Source organism: Kribbella sp. NPDC051586, assembly GCF_044453965.1.
In the GTDB taxonomy this organism is placed as follows: Bacteria; Actinomycetota; Actinomycetes; order Propionibacteriales; family Kribbellaceae; genus Kribbella.
On sequence record NZ_JBITDF010000001.1, the window covers coordinates 2,074,885 to 2,092,987 of the forward strand.

Annotated in this window: 16 protein-coding genes; 6 read left to right on the forward strand and 10 right to left on the reverse strand. The window is 68.7% G+C overall.

The annotated features are described in order from the left end of the window. The first annotated feature begins 51 nt into the window (after positions 1 to 51). On the forward strand, positions 52 to 1,056 hold the full coding sequence (locus ACIA58_RS10280; protein WP_396403261.1) for a phosphotransferase enzyme family protein: 1,005 nt from the start codon (positions 52 to 54) through the stop codon (positions 1,054 to 1,056). On the opposite strand, the gene ACIA58_RS10285 is transcribed toward ACIA58_RS10280, so the two are convergent. The 5 genes from ACIA58_RS10285 to ACIA58_RS10305 all read right to left on the reverse strand — a co-directional run bounded on the left by ACIA58_RS10285 (position 991) and on the right by ACIA58_RS10305 (position 6,423). Next, the gene (locus ACIA58_RS10285) at positions 991 to 2,124 is read right to left on the reverse strand and encodes a DegT/DnrJ/EryC1/StrS family aminotransferase (protein WP_396403262.1); all 1,134 of its coding nucleotides are present in this window, start codon (positions 2,122 to 2,124) and stop codon (positions 991 to 993) included. The genes ACIA58_RS10280 and ACIA58_RS10285 overlap by 66 nt on opposite strands. A 26-nt stretch (positions 2,125 to 2,150) precedes the next feature. Next, the gene (locus ACIA58_RS10290; RefSeq protein WP_396403263.1) at positions 2,151 to 3,914 is read right to left on the reverse strand and encodes a hypothetical protein; all 1,764 of its coding nucleotides are present in this window, start codon (positions 3,912 to 3,914) and stop codon (positions 2,151 to 2,153) included. Positions 3,915 to 3,987: 73 nt separating this feature from the next. Next, positions 3,988 to 5,295, reverse strand: a complete 1,308-nt coding sequence (locus ACIA58_RS10295) for a hypothetical protein (RefSeq protein WP_396403264.1) — start codon at positions 5,293 to 5,295, stop codon at positions 3,988 to 3,990. A 1-nt stretch (position 5,296) separates the two neighbouring features. After that, positions 5,297 to 5,665, reverse strand: coding sequence for a cupin domain-containing protein (locus ACIA58_RS10300; protein WP_396403265.1), 369 nt, complete (start codon positions 5,663 to 5,665; stop codon positions 5,297 to 5,299). Positions 5,666 to 5,670: 5 nt separating this feature from the next. Further along, positions 5,671 to 6,423: a S1 family peptidase gene (locus ACIA58_RS10305; RefSeq protein WP_396403266.1), complete on the reverse strand. Its 753-nt coding sequence runs from the start codon at positions 6,421 to 6,423 to the stop codon at positions 5,671 to 5,673. Between the two features lie 380 nt (positions 6,424 to 6,803). Between ACIA58_RS10305 and glgX the strand changes: the two genes are divergently transcribed. The 4 genes from glgX to ACIA58_RS10325 all read left to right on the forward strand — a co-directional run bounded on the left by glgX (position 6,804) and on the right by ACIA58_RS10325 (position 13,397). Continuing rightward, entirely contained in the window at positions 6,804 to 8,921 is a 2,118-nt protein-coding gene (glgX, locus tag ACIA58_RS10310; RefSeq protein WP_396403267.1) for a glycogen debranching protein GlgX, read from the forward strand. Then, the gene (gene treY / locus ACIA58_RS10315) at positions 8,918 to 11,314 is read left to right on the forward strand and encodes a malto-oligosyltrehalose synthase (RefSeq protein WP_396403268.1); all 2,397 of its coding nucleotides are present in this window, start codon (positions 8,918 to 8,920) and stop codon (positions 11,312 to 11,314) included. Before glgX ends, treY begins: the two co-directional genes overlap by 4 nt. 1 nt (position 11,315) lies before the next feature. Beyond that, positions 11,316 to 13,043, forward strand: coding sequence for a malto-oligosyltrehalose trehalohydrolase (treZ, locus tag ACIA58_RS10320; RefSeq protein ID WP_396403269.1), 1,728 nt, complete (start codon positions 11,316 to 11,318; stop codon positions 13,041 to 13,043). 156 nt (positions 13,044 to 13,199) lie between these two features. After that, positions 13,200 to 13,397: a hypothetical protein gene (locus ACIA58_RS10325; RefSeq protein WP_396403270.1), complete on the forward strand. Its 198-nt coding sequence runs from the start codon at positions 13,200 to 13,202 to the stop codon at positions 13,395 to 13,397. A gap of 107 nt (positions 13,398 to 13,504) precedes the next feature. On the opposite strand, the gene ACIA58_RS10330 is transcribed toward ACIA58_RS10325, so the two are convergent. After that, positions 13,505 to 14,173, reverse strand: coding sequence for a LuxR C-terminal-related transcriptional regulator (locus ACIA58_RS10330; protein WP_396403271.1), 669 nt, complete (start codon positions 14,171 to 14,173; stop codon positions 13,505 to 13,507). A gap of 144 nt (positions 14,174 to 14,317) precedes the next feature. Here ACIA58_RS10330 and ACIA58_RS10335 point away from each other — a divergent pair, with 144 nt between their 5' ends. Then, positions 14,318 to 15,133, forward strand: coding sequence for an SAM-dependent methyltransferase (locus tag ACIA58_RS10335; protein ID WP_396403272.1), 816 nt, complete (start codon positions 14,318 to 14,320; stop codon positions 15,131 to 15,133). Positions 15,134 to 15,189: 56 nt separating this feature from the next. Here the strand turns inward: ACIA58_RS10335 and ACIA58_RS10340 are convergent, their stop codons facing one another. The 4 genes from ACIA58_RS10340 to ACIA58_RS10355 form a co-directional block, all read right to left on the reverse strand. Further along, entirely contained in the window at positions 15,190 to 16,020 is an 831-nt protein-coding gene (locus tag ACIA58_RS10340) for a nucleotidyltransferase domain-containing protein (RefSeq protein WP_396403273.1), read from the reverse strand. 17 nt (positions 16,021 to 16,037) lie between these two features. After that, complete coding sequence (locus ACIA58_RS10345) at positions 16,038 to 16,829, reverse strand: aminoglycoside phosphotransferase family protein (RefSeq protein ID WP_396403274.1); 792 nt, start codon at positions 16,827 to 16,829, stop codon at positions 16,038 to 16,040. Between the two features lie 129 nt (positions 16,830 to 16,958). Then, positions 16,959 to 17,693 carry a Type 1 glutamine amidotransferase-like domain-containing protein gene (locus ACIA58_RS10350; protein ID WP_396403275.1) on the reverse strand — a complete coding sequence of 245 codons (735 nt, stop codon included), beginning with the start codon at positions 17,691 to 17,693 and terminating at the stop codon, positions 16,959 to 16,961. A gap of 91 nt (positions 17,694 to 17,784) precedes the next feature. After that, positions 17,785 to 18,102 (reverse strand): DUF1048 domain-containing protein, encoded by a 318-nt coding sequence (locus ACIA58_RS10355; RefSeq protein WP_396403276.1) that lies wholly within the window; start codon positions 18,100 to 18,102, stop codon positions 17,785 to 17,787. Position 18,103: the final 1 nt, after the last annotated feature.

Consider the following 18,103-nt stretch of genomic DNA (forward strand, 5'->3'; position numbering starts at 1 on the left):
TCGTGGGGTGTCGTTGGAGCAGTGACGGACTCGGGAGGCGGGAGGGACAGCTTGTACACGCCGGCGGCGGAGGAGATCGCGGTGGCGTTCGGGTTGGGGGAGCCTGTCGGGGAGCTGGTTCGGGTCAGGCGTGGGGACGCGGACACTTGGCGGCTTGAGACGGTGGGCGGGAGCTACTTCGTCAAAGGCTTCGTGGGGTTCGACCGGCGGCGAGTTGCGGTCGGGATGGGGTTCGAGGGGCGGGTCCGGGAGGCGGGAGTGGATGTGCCGGAGCCGATCGCGCCGATCGATCCGTTGCTGGGGTGGGTGGCTCGGATCGGGGCGCGGCCGGTTCGGGTTTATCGGTGGGTCGAGGGTGTGGGAGAGCGGGACGTCTCGGTGTGGTTGGGGCGGACGATGGCGCGGGTTCATCAGGTGCAGCCGGTTGGACAGGTTGGGTTGCCGGAGTGGTGGCGGGCGGCGGTTCACCCGGCGGCGACCTGGGAGGGATGGTTCGCGAGAGCCGAGGAAGGTGGCGCGGCATGGGCAGGGCTGCGTGCGGACAGCGTTCCGCACATCCTTGCGGTCACGGAGCGCATAACCGAGCTCTGCGACGTCGCTCCGGACATCGTCACGACCCATGGGGACTTCAAGCCGCACAACCTCGTCATGTCCGCGTCCGGGCCGGTGCTCGTGGACTGGGACAGCGTGCGCACAGACAGCGCCGCGCTCGAGGCGGGGCGGGCGGCGTACATCTTCGGGGACGGTGAAGCCGAGCAGACCAACAGGATCCTCGACGCGTACGTCGCTGCCGGGGGCGAGCTGGGTTGGACCGGACCTGACCTCTTCCTCAGCGTGGCCAGGCATCACATCCAGGTCCTGGCCGAGCAGATCCGGGTCTCACTCGGCGAGGCGACGGCGATCGGCTGGATGGGTGATCGCGCGGCGAGGGAGGCCGCCATCGCCGACCTCCTGCGGGAGCTTCCCGCAAAGCTCGAGGCGCTCTCGGGGCTAGCCCGTGACCGCCTTGGTGATGGTGTCGGCGATGGATCGGGTTTGGGCTTCGGTGCCGAGTAGGTAGGTCTGCGGCAGCCAGATGGTGTCGGTGGAGACCGTGTCCGCGTTCGGGCAGTCCGCCTCGGGATACGGCTGGCCGAGCTTGTCGGTGATTGCCTTCGACTCGCGGAGTACGGCGGCGTTCCGGTGCAGGGGTACATAGCCGGACGAAGCTCGGGCGAAGCCTGCCGCGGTGAGGGACTCCAGGACGGTCTCGCGCCGGCCGGGAATCCGCATCATGAACAAATGCCGGCCGTGGGCGGTGATCGCAGGATCCTCCGGCGCCAGGCAGATCCCCTCGACACGACTCAGCAGGTCGGTGAGCAGCCGCGCGTTGCGTTCGCGCACCTCCTGCAGCGCCGGATGCCGCCGAAGCTGGACGCGGAGGATCGCCGCCTGGAACTCGGTCAGTCGCAGGTTGTAGCCGACCGCCTCGTGCTGGTACCAGCCACCTCCCGGCACCCGCCCGACGTTGACCAGCGAATACAGCGCCCCGGCCAGCTTGTCGTCGTCGGTGAGTACGGCGCCGCCCTCGCCGGCCGTGATGTTCTTGCTGCTCTGGAAGCTGAACGTGCCGACGTCGCCGATCGCGCCGACCGGCCGGCCCTTGTACGCCGCGCCGTGCGCCTGGGCCGCGTCCTCGATGATCGTCAGGCCGTGCCGGGCACCGAGCGCGGTGAAGGCGTCGAGGTCCGCCGGCCGCCCGGCGAGATGGACGACGACAACCGCTTTCGTCCGCGACGTGACAGCGGCCTCCGCAGCGACCGGATCGAGCAGGTGTGTCTCCGGATCCACGTCGGCGAACACCGGCACCGCACCGACGAACAACGCCGCCGAAGCGGTCGCGATGAACGTGTACGGCGGCACGATCACCTCGTCGCCGATGCCGACGCCCGCGGCCCGCAGCGCGGCCGCGATCGCCAGCGTCCCGTTGCTCAGACAGATCGCGAAGTCGGCCTGCTGGTAGGCGGCGAACTCCCGTTCAAAGGTGGCGACGACCTCGCCACTGGTACTGCCCCAGTGCCCCGAGTTCAGGACCTCCAGCAGCGCCTTCGCCTCGTCATCGCCGTACTCCGGCCACTCCGGCATGCCCGATGTCCCCGATGTCCCCGATGTCATGGTGTGATCACCCATCTGTTGTCTCCGGCAACGATGTCCGCGGTCAGTTCGACGAAGGAGCGGCCGTGCCGGACCACCGTCCGGGCCGATCCCTCGCCCGCCTTGACGATCGGGTTTGCCGCCGGACTCGGTACGGCGAGCAGCACCGCGGCGCCCTCCACAGCCTCGTCAGCCCGAGCAGACACCGCGATCCCGTCCGGGTGCGACTCGACCGACAGCGTGACTCCGCGCCGGCTCCGCTCCCAGGCGTTGATCCGGGCGGCTGTCCACCACGGCATCCCGCGCCGCCGGGCCTCGGCAGCCAGCTCGATACACGCCGCCCGAGTCACCGGACGCTTGTGCAGATGCGGACCGTGGAACAGGAAGTGCGCGACGCCGTGCACCGCCTGCGCACCGTCCAAGATGACGTCCCGTACGGCGGCGTGCCCGGCCCAGGCTAGGTCCTGCGTGTGCAGCGGAAGATTGAGTACGTCGAAGAATCGGTTGCCCTCAGCAACTGGCCCCATCGGGAACGAGACGTGCGCCGCGCCGAACAGGAAGCCGATATCGCCCTGCTTGCTCGGCCCGCGCGACTCGTCGATCTGGATGCCGAGCCGCTCGCACCAGAGGTAGAACTCGGTCCAGCCTTCCCAGCGGGTGTAGTGGTTCTTGTTCGAGCGGATCTGCTCCGTACCGGTGACGGCTTGCGCCCAGGCGTACTGCGCGCGCATCTGCGGCCAGCCCCACACCGCGAGGTCGGCATCGCCCATCGCGTTGTAATGCAGGGCGTTCTCATGCCCGGCGGCGGTGATCGCCGCGTGCAGATTGACGGAGTACCCACCAGGGAACACGTGGCACCACGTCACCTCGACGTCCGCCTCGGCGAACGCGTCGAGGGCCGCTTGCCCCTCGGCCTCGATATTGCCGTCGGAGTCGTGTGACATATGCGCGACCGCGTCGACGCCGGCCGGCCAGTACCCGAGCCAGGGCACCACGGCACCGGCCAGTTCAGCGCCCCACCACAGGCTCTGCGCGAACAGCGAGCACCACCAGTCGGCCTGCGGCTGGTCGAACATCGGTACAGCGCTCGGCGGTGGATACGTGTGCTCGAACGGCTCAACCAGCTCCGGCTCGCCTGGCGGCATCGCGCGGTCCCGGTCGAAGCTGAGCGTCATCCCGTCCTCGCACTTGAGGAGGCCGTCGTCGATCGGCGCGGTGCCGTCGGCGGCCGGCTCACCGTCGGCGGTGACGGCGTACCCCTGCTGGATCCGGACGATGCTCTGCCAGAGGTCGACGCCGTACGTCAGTACGACACCCGCACCGAGCCGACGGAGGGTGACCGCAGCAGCGTCGTCGGCCTGCCAGTGGGCGAGCACCTCGACATCCCCGACGAGCCTGCACCCGCCGACAGCATGCAAAGCAGTCGGCGGCGGCGACGACCAGACCGGGCTGTCGGCCAAGGCGACATGGTCCTCCGACACTGAACCGTCCGCGGACACCCCGGCGAGCTCGGAGAGCGGGCCAGGATCGCCCACCAGCACGAGCATGCCGCCAGAGCGCACCCACTGCTCGAGCCCAGGGGCGTCGGCGTCAGGCGTGGTCGCGAAGACCACGACGGCGACGTCGTCGATCGCCTCGCCCGGAGCAACAGTGCGGTAGGGCAGGCGCAGATGCCCGAGCACCTCGTCCAGGTAGACCCACCAAGCGTCCTGACCCGTCTGGTGGGCCCGCTCCGTCGCCACCTGGTTGTCCACGACCGCGACCGCATGACGTTCTGGCACGCGCCCAACCCTGCCGTACCCGCTGACCTTCGGCAAGGCCCGAATATCAGTTATGGACGCCCGTAATAACCAACTAGCGCAGAATCTTCTCGACCAGAAGCTGGTAGGGACGCGGCGGCCGGCCGATCTTGCTCGAGCGCCGGGGTGGCGGCATCGGCCAGGCCAAGCCCTCGTCGACGAGCGTGTGCAGGGTCCGCCGCGCGGTGCGCAACGTGACGCCGAGCAGTTCGGCGACCTTCTCCGCGTCGACGATCCGCTCGGTGTCGTTCGCGTCGTCCAGCTGCTCGGCCAGCGTGGCAAGGATCTGAGTGGCGCGGGAATCGGCCTGCGCGGGCCGCTCAGCGGCGCGGGTGCGCTCACCCGGGACCTGCAGTACGAAGCCGTGCGGTCCGACCACGAACGCGGTCTCCCCGCCGGTCGCCTTGTCGACGGCGGACTGCGCGTTCACCTCCGCCTCGCGGGTCGACGTACCGAGTCCGATGCCGATCTCGAGCCGGATCCCCAGCTCCTCGGAGATCCGGTCGAGGAACGGCGCCATCGAGAGGTTGTCGGTGGCCAGCCGCAACGAGCCCATCGTCGTGACGATCAGGAAGCTGTGCTCGTCGCGCGGCACCACCGCGGCATCCATCGGCCGGGCGTCGCGCAGCAACTCCCGGTGCAGCGAGAGCTTCAACTCCTGGTACCAGTAGGCGCTGGCGCTGGCGTGCGCCGGCAGGGCCGCGGCGGGTACCCGGACGATCATCGTTACGATCCGGGACTCCTCGAGCTTCGCGCCGCTGCCCATCAGGATCGCCGTGGTCAACGCCTGCCGGATCGTCATCGACGACGGCGTCATCCGCAGCGTCGGTACGCCGGCCTTGCGCAGCGCGACGTCGACGGTCGGCACCGTGGTCACCGCACCGGTCGTCCGGCCGCGCTCGTACAGGCTGCGATGGAACTCGAGGAACTCCTCGGCCGACTCCGGTCCGGTGTACTCCTTCAGCCGTACGCCGGACGCGCTCAGGCCGATCTCCTCGTACACATGGGTGAGGTCGCGCCGCAACACGGTGTCGACGCTGATCCGGGCCGGATCGAAGACCTTCTCGAGCACTCCCCGGAGCAGCGTCGAGAACAGCGCCGGCCCCCCGCTCGGCACGTACGTCGCCGGCACGGGCAGCTGTCCCGCGACCGCCATGTCGTACGGCAGCGGTCCGGCGAACAGGAAGACGTCGACCCGCGAGGCGATCTTGGCCGCCTGTTCGCCGGCGTCGTGCTCGTCGGCGTACACGGCGGTGACGAGCCGCAAGGCGGGGTTGTCGAGCTCGCGGGCCAGGTCGATGATCCGGTGCACGATCTGGTCGGCGCCGACGACCCCGACCGTGACTTGTTCGTGGGTCGCCACGTCAGCGCGGCGGATCGACGTTGACGGTCGGGATGCCGCCGCCGGCCCGTGCGATGATCGCCAGCGACGGGTCGCGGCTGGGGTTGCTCTCGCGGTGGATCGTGAACGCCGGCACGTGCACGAAGTCGCCGGCCACCGCGTCGAGGTACTCGTCGGTGCCCTCGAATTCCAGGCGGAGTACGCCGCGAACGATGTAGAGACTGCTCTCGTTCTTGTCGTGGTGGTGCCAGCCGGAGATCGCGCCGGGCTGCGTGACGACCTGGCTGGCCCACAGGATCGGGAGTTCGAAGGCTCGCATCCGGAGCATGCCGTCGGTGGGATCGGCGGCGACCAGATCGCCGGCCTTGATGACGCGGACTGGGTCGGGCATACCTCTCAGTGTTGCAGCAACCCCTTCGCGACCGGTGCGGTCTCGGCGTAGACGCCGGGCTTGCCGGGCTGGGCGCAGCCCTGGCCCCACGAGACGACACCGAGCAGCCGGCCGTTCAGGACGAGCGGACCGCCGGAGTCGCCTTGGCAGGCGTCGATGCCGCCGTTGAGGTAGCCGGCGCAGACGTTGGTCGCCGCGGCGTACCCGTTGGTGACGTAGCTCTTGACCGCCAGGCAGGTGTTGTCCCCGAGGTCCGGAACCGCCGCCTTCTGCAGCGTGTCGTCCAGCCCGGTTCCTTCCGTGTCACCCCATCCGTAGACCGTCGGCACAGCGCCCTTGCGGTCGGCCCGTGACCGCGTCTCGAGCGGCAACACCGGCACTCCGGCGAACGGCTTCGCCAGCGTCAGTACGGCGAAGTCGTAGCGGTTGTCCTTCGTGTTGTACCCGGGGTGGATCCACACCTTGCTGATCGCCGACGTCTGCCCGACCGACTCGTCCGCGAGGTTCGCCCGCCCCTGGACGGCGTAGTACGTCGAGATGTCCTCGTCCATGCAGTGCGCGGCGGTGACGATCTTGTTCGGCGCTACCAGCGCGGCCCCGCAGTACCGGCCGCTGGAGTCTGCGGACTGGGTGTTGTTCAGCGCGATCGCCCAGGGGGCCTCCGTCGCGCTCGCCAACGTCCCACCGACGACCACCGGTTTCGCGCCGGCGGTGACGGCCAGCAGAACCCCGGCAACAAGTGCAGCCCGCTTCAACATTCACTACTCCAAGTGAGACAACGATCGCTGCAAGTAAACTCCCACACCGAGCAAGATCGTCCACAGCCCCCACGCCGAACTCCCGAGCAGCCCGGCCGCATCCCACACCGGGACGCAGCCGATTGCAGCACGAGCACGCTGACCAAGGCCCGCTGCCGTCCGAAGCTGCCCGTGTAGCCCGCCCGCGCGCCACCTATGAGCAGATCCCGGCCGATGTCTTCCCCCGCTCAGCCGCCGCCGTGCCCACCATGGCCCGCTTCATCACCACCAGTACCACTGGGGCCTCCACCGCCTCCTCGACGGCATCACACGGTGAACTGCCGGACCTAAATCACCCCGCCCGTTCGGCGTGTGGGGGTGGAGGTGGCTACTGTCGTCAGGTGCAGAAATGGCCTGGTCGTCCTTATCCTCTCGGTGCCACGTACGACGGCGCCGGGACGAACTTCGCGGTGTTCTCGGAGGTTGCCGAACGAGTGGATCTGGCCCTGATCGGTGACGACGGGACCGAGCAGTTGGTGCAGCTGACCGAGGTTGACGGGTTCGTTCACCACGCGTACCTGCCGGCGGTCCAGCCGGGCCAGCGGTACGGCTTCCGCGTGCACGGGCCGTACAACCCTGCCGAGGGTCACCGGTGCAACCCGTCCAAGCTCCTGCTGGATCCGTACGCGAAGGCCGTCGACGGAGAGATCGACGGGGACGAGTCGCTGTTCAGCTACCGCTTCGCCAAGCCGGACGAGCTGAACACGATGGACAACCGCGAGCACACGATGCTCTCGGTGGTCACCAACCCGTTCTTCGACTGGAGCAACGACCGCCCGCCGGGCCACGCGTACCACGAGACGGTCATCTACGAGGCGCATGTCAAGGGCCTCACCAAGACCCACCCCGGACTGCCGGAGAACATCCGCGGCACGTACGCCGGGATCGGCCACCCGGCCACCATCGAGCACCTGAAGGAGCTCGGGGTGTCGGCGATCGAGCTGATGCCGGTGCACCAGTTCGCCCAGGACGGCCACCTGCAGGAGCTCGGCCTGTCCAACTACTGGGGCTACAACACGATCGGCTTCTTCGCGCCGAACAACGCCTACTCGTCCACCGGCACCCGCGGCCAGCAGGTGACCGAGTTCAAGGCGATGGTGAAGGCGCTGCACGAGGCGGACATCGAGGTCATCCTCGACGTCGTCTACAACCACACCGCCGAGGGCAACGAGTTCGGTCCGACCCTGTCGTTCAAGGGCATCGACAACGCGGCGTACTACCGGCTGGTCGACGAGGACAAGCGGCACTACTACGACACCACCGGCACCGGCAACAGCCTGCTCATGCGGCACCCGCACGTGCTGCAGCTGATCATGGACTCGCTGCGCTACTGGGTCACCGAGATGCACGTCGACGGCTTCCGCTTCGACCTCGCGGCCACACTGGCCCGCCAGTTCCACGAGGTGGACCGGCTGTCCGCGTTCTTCGACCTGGTCCAGCAGGACCCGGTGGTGAGCCAGGTGAAGCTGATCGCCGAGCCGTGGGACGTCGGCGACGGCGGCTACCAGGTGGGCAACTTCCCACCGCTGTGGACCGAGTGGAACGGGAAGTTCCGCGACACCGTGCGCGACTTCTGGCGGGGTGAGCAGTACACGCTGGCCGAGTTCGCCTCCCGGCTGACCGGCTCGTCGGACCTCTACCAGGACGACAGCCGCCGGCCGCTGGCGAGCATCAACTTCATCACCGCCCACGACGGGTTCACGCTGCGCGACCTGGTCTCGTACAACGACAAGCACAACGAGGCGAACGGCGAGGGCGGCAACGACGGCGAGAGCCACAACCGCTCCTGGAACTGCGGCGTCGAGGGCCCGACCGACGACCCCGAGGTACTGCGACTGCGGGCCAACCAGCAGCGCAACTTCCTCACCACGCTGCTGATCTCGCAGGGCGTGCCGATGATCGCCCACGGCGACGAGCTGGGCCGGACGCAGCAGGGCAACAACAACGTGTACTGCCAGGACAACGAGCTCGCCTGGGTCGACTGGGAGCTGTCCGAGCCGCAGAAGCACCTGCTGGAGTTCACCCGGTCCGTGGTCCGGCTGCGCAACAACCACCCGGTGCTGCGTCGCCGCCGGTTCTTCCACGGCGACACCGGCGTCGACGGTCTCGGTGACCTGGTCTGGTTCACGCCGAAGGGCACCGAGATGCAGAACGGCGACTGGCAGCAGAACGACGCCCGCGCGATCGCGGTGTTCCTGAACGGTGACGCCATCTCCGAGCCGGACCCACGCGGCGAGCCGGTGGTCGACGACTCGTTCCTGGTGCTGATGAACAGCAACTACGAGCCGGTGGACTTCCTGCTGCCGCCCGAGGAGTACGGCGAGAGCTGGACAGTGGCTGTGGACACGTCGACCGCCACCGGTGGCGCGAGCGACGAGCCGCATCCCGCCGGCAACACCATCCAGCTGGAGGCTCGCAGCACGCTCGTCCTCACCCGCCCGAGGCAGGCCGCCGGATGACGGGGGTCCCGCAGGCCACCTACCGGTTCCAGCTCCGCGCCGAGTTCGGCTTCGACGCCGCCGCCGCGGTAGTCCCGTACCTGCAGAGCCTCGGGATTTCCCACGCCTACCTGTCCCCGATCCTCCAGGCCGCGCCCGGTTCCACCCACGGATACGACGTGGTGGACCACAGCCGGCTGTCCGAGCCGATGGGCGGGCGGCCCGCGTTCGAGCGGCTGGCGGAGCGGTTGGCCGAGAGCCGCATGGGTGCGGTGGCCGACGTCGTGCCGAACCATGTCGCCGTGCCGACACCGGCCAGCCTGAACAAGGCTCTCTGGTCGGTGCTGCGGCTCGGCCCGGGTTCGCAGTACGCGGAGTGGTTCGACGTGGACTGGGGTTCGGGCAACCAGCCGCTCTTGATGGCTGTGCTGGGTCAGCGGATCGGCAAGGTGCTGGCCGACGGTGAGTTGTCCGTCGACGACGGCGTACTGCGGTACTACGAGCACGAGTACCCGCTCCGCCCGGGCACCGAGGACCTGCCGATCGCGGCGCTCGTCACCGAGCAGTGGTACCGCCTCGCGCACTGGCGGGTCGCTGACGAGGAGCTGAACTACCGGCGCTTCTTCGACGTCGACACCCTCGCCGCAATCCGTCAGGAGACGCAGGAGGTCTTCGACGCGACCCACCAGCTCCTGCTGGCACTGCTGAACGAAGGCAAGCTGAACGGCTTCCGCATCGACCACCCGGACGGCCTGGCCGACCCGCGCGGGTATCTGCGCCGGCTGGCCGAGCGCACCGGCGGCGCCTGGGTCGTGGTGGAGAAGATCCTCGAGGGCGACGAGGAGCTGCCCCGCGACTGGCCCTGCGCCGGCACAACCGGGTACGACGCTCTCCTGCGCGTCGGCGGTCTGTTCGTCGACCCGTCCGGTGCCGCACCACTCGCAGCCCTGCACTCCGAGCTCACAGGGGCGCCGGCCGACTTCGGGCCGGTTGTGGAGGAGGCGAAGCGCGAGATCGTCCAGCACGGGCAGTACGCCGAGGTGCATCGACTGGTCGAGCTGCTGGCCCGCATCTGCCAGGACGACGTACGACTGCGTGACCACACCAGGCGGGCGTTCCACGAGGTCGTCGCCGAGCTGCTGGTCCACTTCGACGTCTACCGGGCGTACGTCGTACCAGGGGAGGAGCCGTCGCCGACGGCGGTCGCCGCGCTGGAGCGGGCGGCGGACAAGGCACGGGCGAACCTCGACGAGGACCGGCAGGCCACGCTGGACCTGGTGCTGCATCTCTTGCTCGGTCGAGAGACCAGCACGATCGACGAGCGGGCGCGGAGCGAGCTGATCGTGCGCTTCCAGCAGACCTGCGGTCCGGTGATGGCGAAGGGCGTCGAGGACACCGCGTTCTACCGCTGGTTCCGGCTGACGTCGCTGAACGAGGTCGGTGGCGACCCCGAGCACTTCGGTGTCACGCCGGAGGAGTTCCACGGGTACGCGACCCAGCTGAACCGGCACTGGCCGAAGACGATGACCACGCTGTCCACGCACGACACCAAGCGCTCCGAGGACGTGCGCGCGCGGCTCGGCGTACTGTCCGAGCAGCCGGCGGCCTGGTCCGAGGCGGTCCGCGAGTGGCGCCGGCTGTCGGAAGACCACCGGAGTCCGTTGCTGGACGGCAGCACGGAGTACCTCTTCTGGCAGACGATCTTCGGCACCTGGGATGACGGACCGCTCGCTGAGGACCGTTTGCAGGCCTATCTGCTGAAGGCGATCCGTGAAGCCAAGCGCAACACCTCCTGGACCTCACCGGACGAGGAGTACGAGCAAACGGTCGCTGCGTTCGTCACCGCGGTGCTGCACGACGACAGCGTGCTCGACTCGGTACGCCGCTTCGCCGACGATCAGAGCGGCTATATCCGCGCAGCCACGCTGGGGCAGAAGCTGGTGCAGCTCACGATGCCCGGCGTACCGGATGTCTATCAGGGCACCGAGCTGGTGGACCTGTCCCTGGTCGACCCGGACAACCGGCGGCCGGTGGACTACGAGCTGCGTATCGAGCGGCTGCAGCATCTGGACGGCGGCGGCAAGCCGGAGGACCTGTCCGACGAGAAGCTGCTCATCACCTCACGCGCGCTCCGCATCCGTCGTCAGTACCCAGATGCGTTCGCCGGGAGCTATGCGCCGCTGCCGACGTCCAACGGACACGCGGTCGCTTTTGCGCGTGGCGACGCGGTCATCACCGTGGCGACCCGACTGCCCGCTGCGTTGCAGCGGCTGGGTGGCTGGGGCGACAGCACGGTGGTGCTGCCGAGCGGCCAGTGGAAGAACGTTCTGACCGGCCGCGAGGTCGGTAGTGGCGCCGCCCGGATCGAGGATCTGCTGACAGACCTGCCGGTCGCCCTGCTGGTCAGGAGCTGACATGCACACCTTCCGTGTCTGGGTGCCTGAGGCAACCAACGTCGACCTGGTACTGCGCGACGGTGTCCTGCCGATGCGCTTCGCCCCGGACGGCTGGTGGGAGCGGGAGGTGGTCGAGGCGCACCACGGCACCGACTACGCGTACTCCGTCGACGGTGGCGAGCCGATGCCCGATCCGCGCAGCCCGTGGCAGCCGGACGGCGTGCACGGGTTCAGCCGGGTCTTCGACGCGGACCGTTTCGAGTGGACCGACGACAACTGGACCGGCCGGGACGTGCGCGGTTCCGTCTTCTACGAGCTGCACCTGGGCACGTTCACTGCAGGGGGCACGCTCGACGCGGCCGCCGAGCATCTGGACTACCTGGCCGTGCTGGGCGTGGAGGTGGTGTCGCTATTACCGGTCGCCGCGTTCCCTGGCGTACAGGGCTGGGGGTACGACGGTGTGGACCTCTACGCCGTCCATGAGCCGTACGGCGGACCGGAGGCACTGCAGCGCTTCGTCGACCGGTGTCACGAGGCCGGACTGGCCGTTTGTCTCGACGTCGTCTACAACCACCTCGGTCCGAGTGGGAACTACCTCGCCGGCTTCGGTCCGTACTTCACCAACCGCCACTCCACCCCGTGGGGGCCGGCGGTCAACCTCGACGACACCGGCTGCACCGAGGTACGGCGGTGGATCTGCGACAACGCGCTGCGCTGGTTCCGCGACTTCCACCTCGACGCGTTGCGACTGGACGCCGTCCACGCGCTCGTCGACGACAGCCCGACACATCTGCTCCAGCAACTGTCGACGGAGACCGCAGAGCTCTCGATCGGACTCGGGCGCCCGCTGGCCCTGGTAGCAGAGTCAGACCTCAACGACCCGCGGACCGTCGAGCCGGTGTCCACCGGTGGGATGGGTATGACCGCGCAGTGGAGCGACGACTTCCACCACGCGCTGCACTCCCTGCTGACCGGCGAGCGCTTCGGGTACTACGTGGACTTCGGTGACCCTGCCGTATTCGCGAAGACGTTGACGCGGGTGTTCCTGCACGACGGGACGTACTCGACGTTCCGCGGCAAGGTCTGGGGCCGTCCGGTCGATCCCCGCAAGCATCACGGCGGTGAGTTCCTCGCGTACACGTCGAACCACGATCAGATCGGCAACCGCGCGCTCGGCGACCGGCCGGCGCTGACCCCGGGACAGCTCGCGATCGGCGCCGCGCTCGTCCTGACGTCGCCGTACACACCGATGCTGTTCATGGGCGAGGAGTGGGGCGCCTCCACGCCGTGGCGGTTCTTCACCGACTTCGGCGAGCCGGAGCTGGCCGAAGCGGTCCGGACGGGGCGGCGGCGGGAGTTCGCGGAGTTCGGCTGGGACGCCGACGAGATCCCGGACCCGCAGGATCCGCAGACCTGGCGCAGCTCGGTGCTGGACTGGTCCGAGCCGGACGAGTCACCGCATCACGAGGTGCTGACCTGGTACCGGCATCTGCTCACCTTTCGGGCCCGGATGCCGGAACTGCGCGACGACCGGCTGGAGTCGGTCGGGATCTCGTTCGACCCGGCCGGGGCCTGGCTGGTGGTGACGCGCGGCAGCCTGCGGGTGGTGGCGAATCTGGCCGCCGAGGACGCCGTGGTGCCGGTCGACGCGCCCCCGGAGTACCTGGTGATGGCGTTCGGCGCGGCCGAGCTGACCGACGGCGGGCTGTGGTTGCCCGGTCACGGCGTCGGGATCGTCTCCGTCTGAGACTTTCCAACGCTGCAAATTTGTGGGGCAAACCAACACAACCCGGCGTTCGAGCGTGTTGATCGATGGTGATTTCCGGAATTGCTTGTCTGGTAGGGCTGTCGTGACGGACTGTTGATGGGCCAGCAGGGGACGGGGGTTTGACGGGAGGACCGGATGACAGTCGGAGGCGTCGACACTTACTACGACTACGAAGAAAAGCAGTGGAAGAGCCGGAGGCTGGGTGGCGGCCCGATCCGTCGCGGCCCGGTGTGCCCGGCCCCACGCACCGCGGACCACGCGGCGCGTGACACCACCCGCGAGCGGCGCGCACCCGGCCGCGACCACGACGTACAGAAGAGCACGCTGAACTGACGACAACCGGTGACAGGGCCCGCCAGACCAGGTCACCGTTCCAACTCTGAAACAGCCGTACGGTGGCCGTCGCCGCGAGTCCGACGGCCACTTCGGCACGTCGGGATCTACCCGGCTCGGGCCTGCCCGAACGGCTCTCGCTCCTGCAGCCAGCCTCGGTCGGCGGCCTTCATGCCGGCCTGGAAGCGGCTGCGGGCGCCGAGGCGGTTCATGAGCTGGGCGACCATCCGGCGTACCGTCCGGACCGAGATGCCGAGCTGGGCGGCGGCGACCTCGTCGGTCGCGCCGAGGGCGAGCAACCGGAGCATCTCCTGCTCCCGCAAGGACAGGTCGGTGTCGTCCGGCAGGTCGCTGTCGGACAGCGGTACGGCGGCCGGCCAGATCCGCTCGAACAACTCGAGAGCGGTGACCACGACGCTGGTGAGCCGCAGTACCGCGACGCTGCCGTTGGTGGTGTCGGCGGGCAGCACCGCGACCGCGCCGTCGATGACGATCGCGTTCATCGGCACGTGCGGGATCGTCCGCACCGCGACGCCCGCCGGCGAGAGCGCACCGAGACGCCGGCGCGCGGTCGGCGTGGTCCGTGCGTGGTCGGGGTAGATCGCCCGGTAGCGCACGCCGTGCTTGACCTCGCGCGGCCCGAACGCCGGCCCGGCCGGGGTCAGCGTGCTCATTGCGATCACCTCGTCCTCGGCGGAGGCGAGCAGCTCGGCTACGCCTGTGTGGGCAGGGATCTGCTGGAACCCGGACGGCCGGTTGAGCATGGTCACGGTCATGCCGCCTACGATCCGTGGCGGCGATGACATTTTGATGACACGCGCGAACGGGGCCGATCTGGAGGCGACAGGCCAGGGCCGGGAGCGCGGTGATTTCGGTGTCGCATAGAGTGACAGTTATCTCGACAGGAAGGACTCCGAGCGATGGCTGACGCAGACGAGCGGGCGAGCTCGCCGTACCCGTTCGACACCAGCAAGCCGAGCATCGCGAGGACGTACGACTACCTGCTCGGGGGCAAGGACAACTTCGCGGTGGACCGCGCCTTCGGGGACCGGTTCATCAACGAGCTGCCCGGCTCCCGAATGATCGCGTACGACAACCGCGGCGCGCTGATCCGCGCGGTCCGCGAGATCGTCACGAACACGCCGGTGCGGCAGTTCATCGACCTCGGCAGCGGTCTGCCGACGGCCGACAACGTCCACCAGGTCGCCCAGCGGTACGCACCGGACGCGAAGGTCGTGTACGTCGACAACGACCCGATCGTGCTCGCCCACGGCCGCGCGCTGCTCGCGGAGAACGACAACACCACCGTCATCCAGGCCGACCTGCGCGAGCCCAAGGCGATCATCGAGCACCCCGACACCGTGCGGCTGATCGACTTCGGCAAGCCCGTCGGCGTGATCTTCAGCGCCACCCTCCACCACGTGAACGACGACGAGGACCCAGCCGGCATCGTCCGCTTCTGGCACGACCGGATCGCCTCCGGCAGCTACGTCTTCATCAGCCACTTCCGCAGCGAGAACGACCCCCGCAGCCAGGAGCTCGAAACCGTCCTGCAGGGTTCGCTCGGCCGCGGCCGCTGGCGCACCGACGACCAGATCCTCGCCCTCTTCGGCGACGGCTTCACGGTCCAGCCCCCCGGCATCGTCCCCGCCTCCGAATGGCGCAACGACGAGCCCCCCGAGGACCCCAACGACTACCAACGCCTCATCGCCGCGGTCCTCGCCATCAAGAACTGACACCCCGCAACACCCGGCTGCTGCCGGGTGTTGCGTGCTGTCGAGCCGTCGTACAGCTAGGCGGGCAGGTCGATCGACAGCGTTGTGAACAGGTGCCGGCGGGCTGCGGTTTCGAGGGCCTCGGGCCACGGGCGGCCGCAGGTGGTGTGGAGCGTGCGGGCCAGCGGCAGGAACGCGGTGGCGTACGCGACGTGGGCGGTGATCACCGATTCACGGGTGGCTTGCAGCGGCGGGAGGTCGATCAGGATCTGCTGCCGTTCGACCGGCAGCAAGAGGTTGAGGTGTAGCGCCCCGCCTCGGTCCTCGACCGCGACGTCCTCGAGCATCAGGTCGACCAGCATCTGCCGCAACAGACCGGCGCCCGACTCGCCCACCACGAACTCCTCGCGCCCGACGACGACCGGCAGCAGGCCGAGTACCCGGAGGAACTCCCGGGTGATCGCTTCGACGCGCTCAGGGTCCGGCTGCTTGGGTGCGCCCTGTTCGCCCAGGCCGGCGCTCAAGCCGTTCGGGTCGTACAGCGGCTTGGCGGTCGACCGGCTGCGGTTGCCGATCGCGTCCGGGGTGCCGACCGTCACGTCGAAGCGGAGCCAGTCCGGCGTGATCTGGTTGAAGATCCGCCGGCCGATCGCCCGCTGGAACACCGTAGGCGCGATCTCGTCCGCGATCTTCGGCCAGTCGTCGCAGAAACCCTCGACATCATCCGCAGAGACGACGACCCACAGATCGACATCGCTGAACTGATCCTCGGTGCCCCTCCCATGACTGCCGACCAGCCACACGCCAAGCACCCGATCGTCCTGGCTGAGAACCTGTCTGGCTCGTCCGATCAGGTCCTGCTGCCCATGGTCCGCCGTACCGTCACTTGCTGAGTAATCGCGAGTCATGACCACCCATGATGCTCCTAGGCCCGCAGACGCTCGAGGGCAGCCTGGAGAAAGCCGTCGCGCCTCACGGTGGCAAGCGGGCTGTACAGAACGGTCGGGGTGTTGACAGCAGCGACGGCATCCCAGTACGCGATGTTAGTCGCCGACGCGCCGGCGGCCTCTTCCCAACCGGTGACGATGCCTTTGGTTGCCTTAGGCCCGTATGTGATGGCGATCTGCTTGCGGAGTTCGCCGAGGTCGACGCCCGGGTCGCCGACACCGGCTGTCTTCCAGTCGATCAGCGTGCAGCGGCCGTCCGCCCAGGCTATGTTGCCCGGCCAGACATCGCCGTGAACGAAAACGGTCTCGCCTCCCGGCGGAGCCATCCCGCGGATCACCTCGTCTGCTCTTCGCAGGAGCGGCGACGTCTCCATCCGGCCCTCCCGGCGGTCCCTGGCGAAGTCGTCGACAGCGATCGGGCGCGTTCTGAGCGGCAGATGACGGCTCGGCTCCAGCGGGATCGCATGGACGCGGGCGAGTGCGGCACCGGCCGCGCGGCGTCGTACGGCGGACAACGCCGGCGGCCAGGTCGTACTACCGGCGACGACGGTCTCGAGCGTTGCCGGCACGCCGGCCGCACCGCCGAGGAGGTCCCTGGCGACGAGCCGCGGAGCCGGCACCTGGTGTCGCTCGGCGATCTCGAGCGCGGCGGCATTCGTTGCGATCAGGTCCGCGTCGATGCGTGGAGTCGGCGCACGCAGTACCAGATGTCGTGTAGTGCCACCGACGCTCAGTCGCCAGGGACCCTGATCCTCGTGCAGCGTTCGCACCGACGTGATCCTCGCGTCGCCGCCGATCGCATCGACGGCCCAACTCAACGTCCGCTCGGTCGGCTGCGCGCCGCCTGCACCTCTACCCGTCCCGCACTCGGAGATCCTGGCACGACAACGGGTAGGGGTCTAGGGAGTGAAGAGCTTCCACTGCCCCTCGGAGACGACCTCGACGCTGCCGTCGACCACCTTGACGGCGGAGTCGTCGTCGATCGCGTACGTCGGCGAGGGGATGTGCGAGGCCCAGATCTCGGCGTTGGCCAACGAGGCGTCGGTGTGGTCCGGGTGTTCGAAGTGCGGGATGACCGCGAACTCGACCAGGCCTGCTCCCTGACCGGTGACGAGGGTCCGGTCGAGGTCGCCGTCAGGTGTGCTGAACACGACGTCCTCGGCCTTGAGCGGTCCGTCGGTGCCGCGGGGCGGCTCGGTGTAGGTCTCGACGAACGTGGAGGCGGCGGCGATGGCGCCGGCGCTGACCCCGACGTACACAGCCTCGGGGCGCAGGGTCGGCAGGAGGTCGGTGAGGCCGGAGCGGCGCATCCAGTTGGCGAGGAACAGCGGGTCGCCGCCCCAGAACAGCAGGGCATCGGCCTCGCGGACGGTCGGGATCCAGGCCGACTCTTCGATGCTCGGCAGCACCGACAGCTCCAGGACCCCCAACGACTTCCAGCCCAGGTTGGACAACCGCGACGGGCCGGTGCCGGAGATCGCCCGGTAGGCCCCGAACTGGCCACCGGGGAACGGGTAGATGGCGGTCGGCACAAACAGGGCGCTCGACTCGGCGATCGGCTTGCCCAGCAGCTCGACCAGCGCGTCCTCGATACTCGCGTTCTTGATGCCGGCAGAAGTCAGCAGAAGCTTCATGATGCCTTTCCTTGGTTGTCCGGCGAGGGCAGGGAACGCCGCTCACCCCTGCAACGAACGGCCCAGCCCCGATCCGACACCGCCGGCGAACCTAGCTACCGGACTTCTTGGCGACGGACTCCTGGTAGATGTCGGCGTAGGTGCGCGAATCCTTGATCAGATCGTCGCAGAAGGCGGCGACGTCGTCACCGATGAGCTCCAGGACCCCCTTGCCGGCCGCGACGCCCTCCTCGAAGAAGTCGACGATCCCGGACAGGAGATTTCCGTCCGTCAGGTCGGTCGGTCCGACCTTGAAGAAGTACCTCTGCATTTCCTTGTAGACGATCTGGTAATCAGCCGGGAGCGCCTTGACCCGGGCCAGGTGCGCTCGCCACTGCTTCTTGCCTTCGATGATGTCCTGGATGCCCATG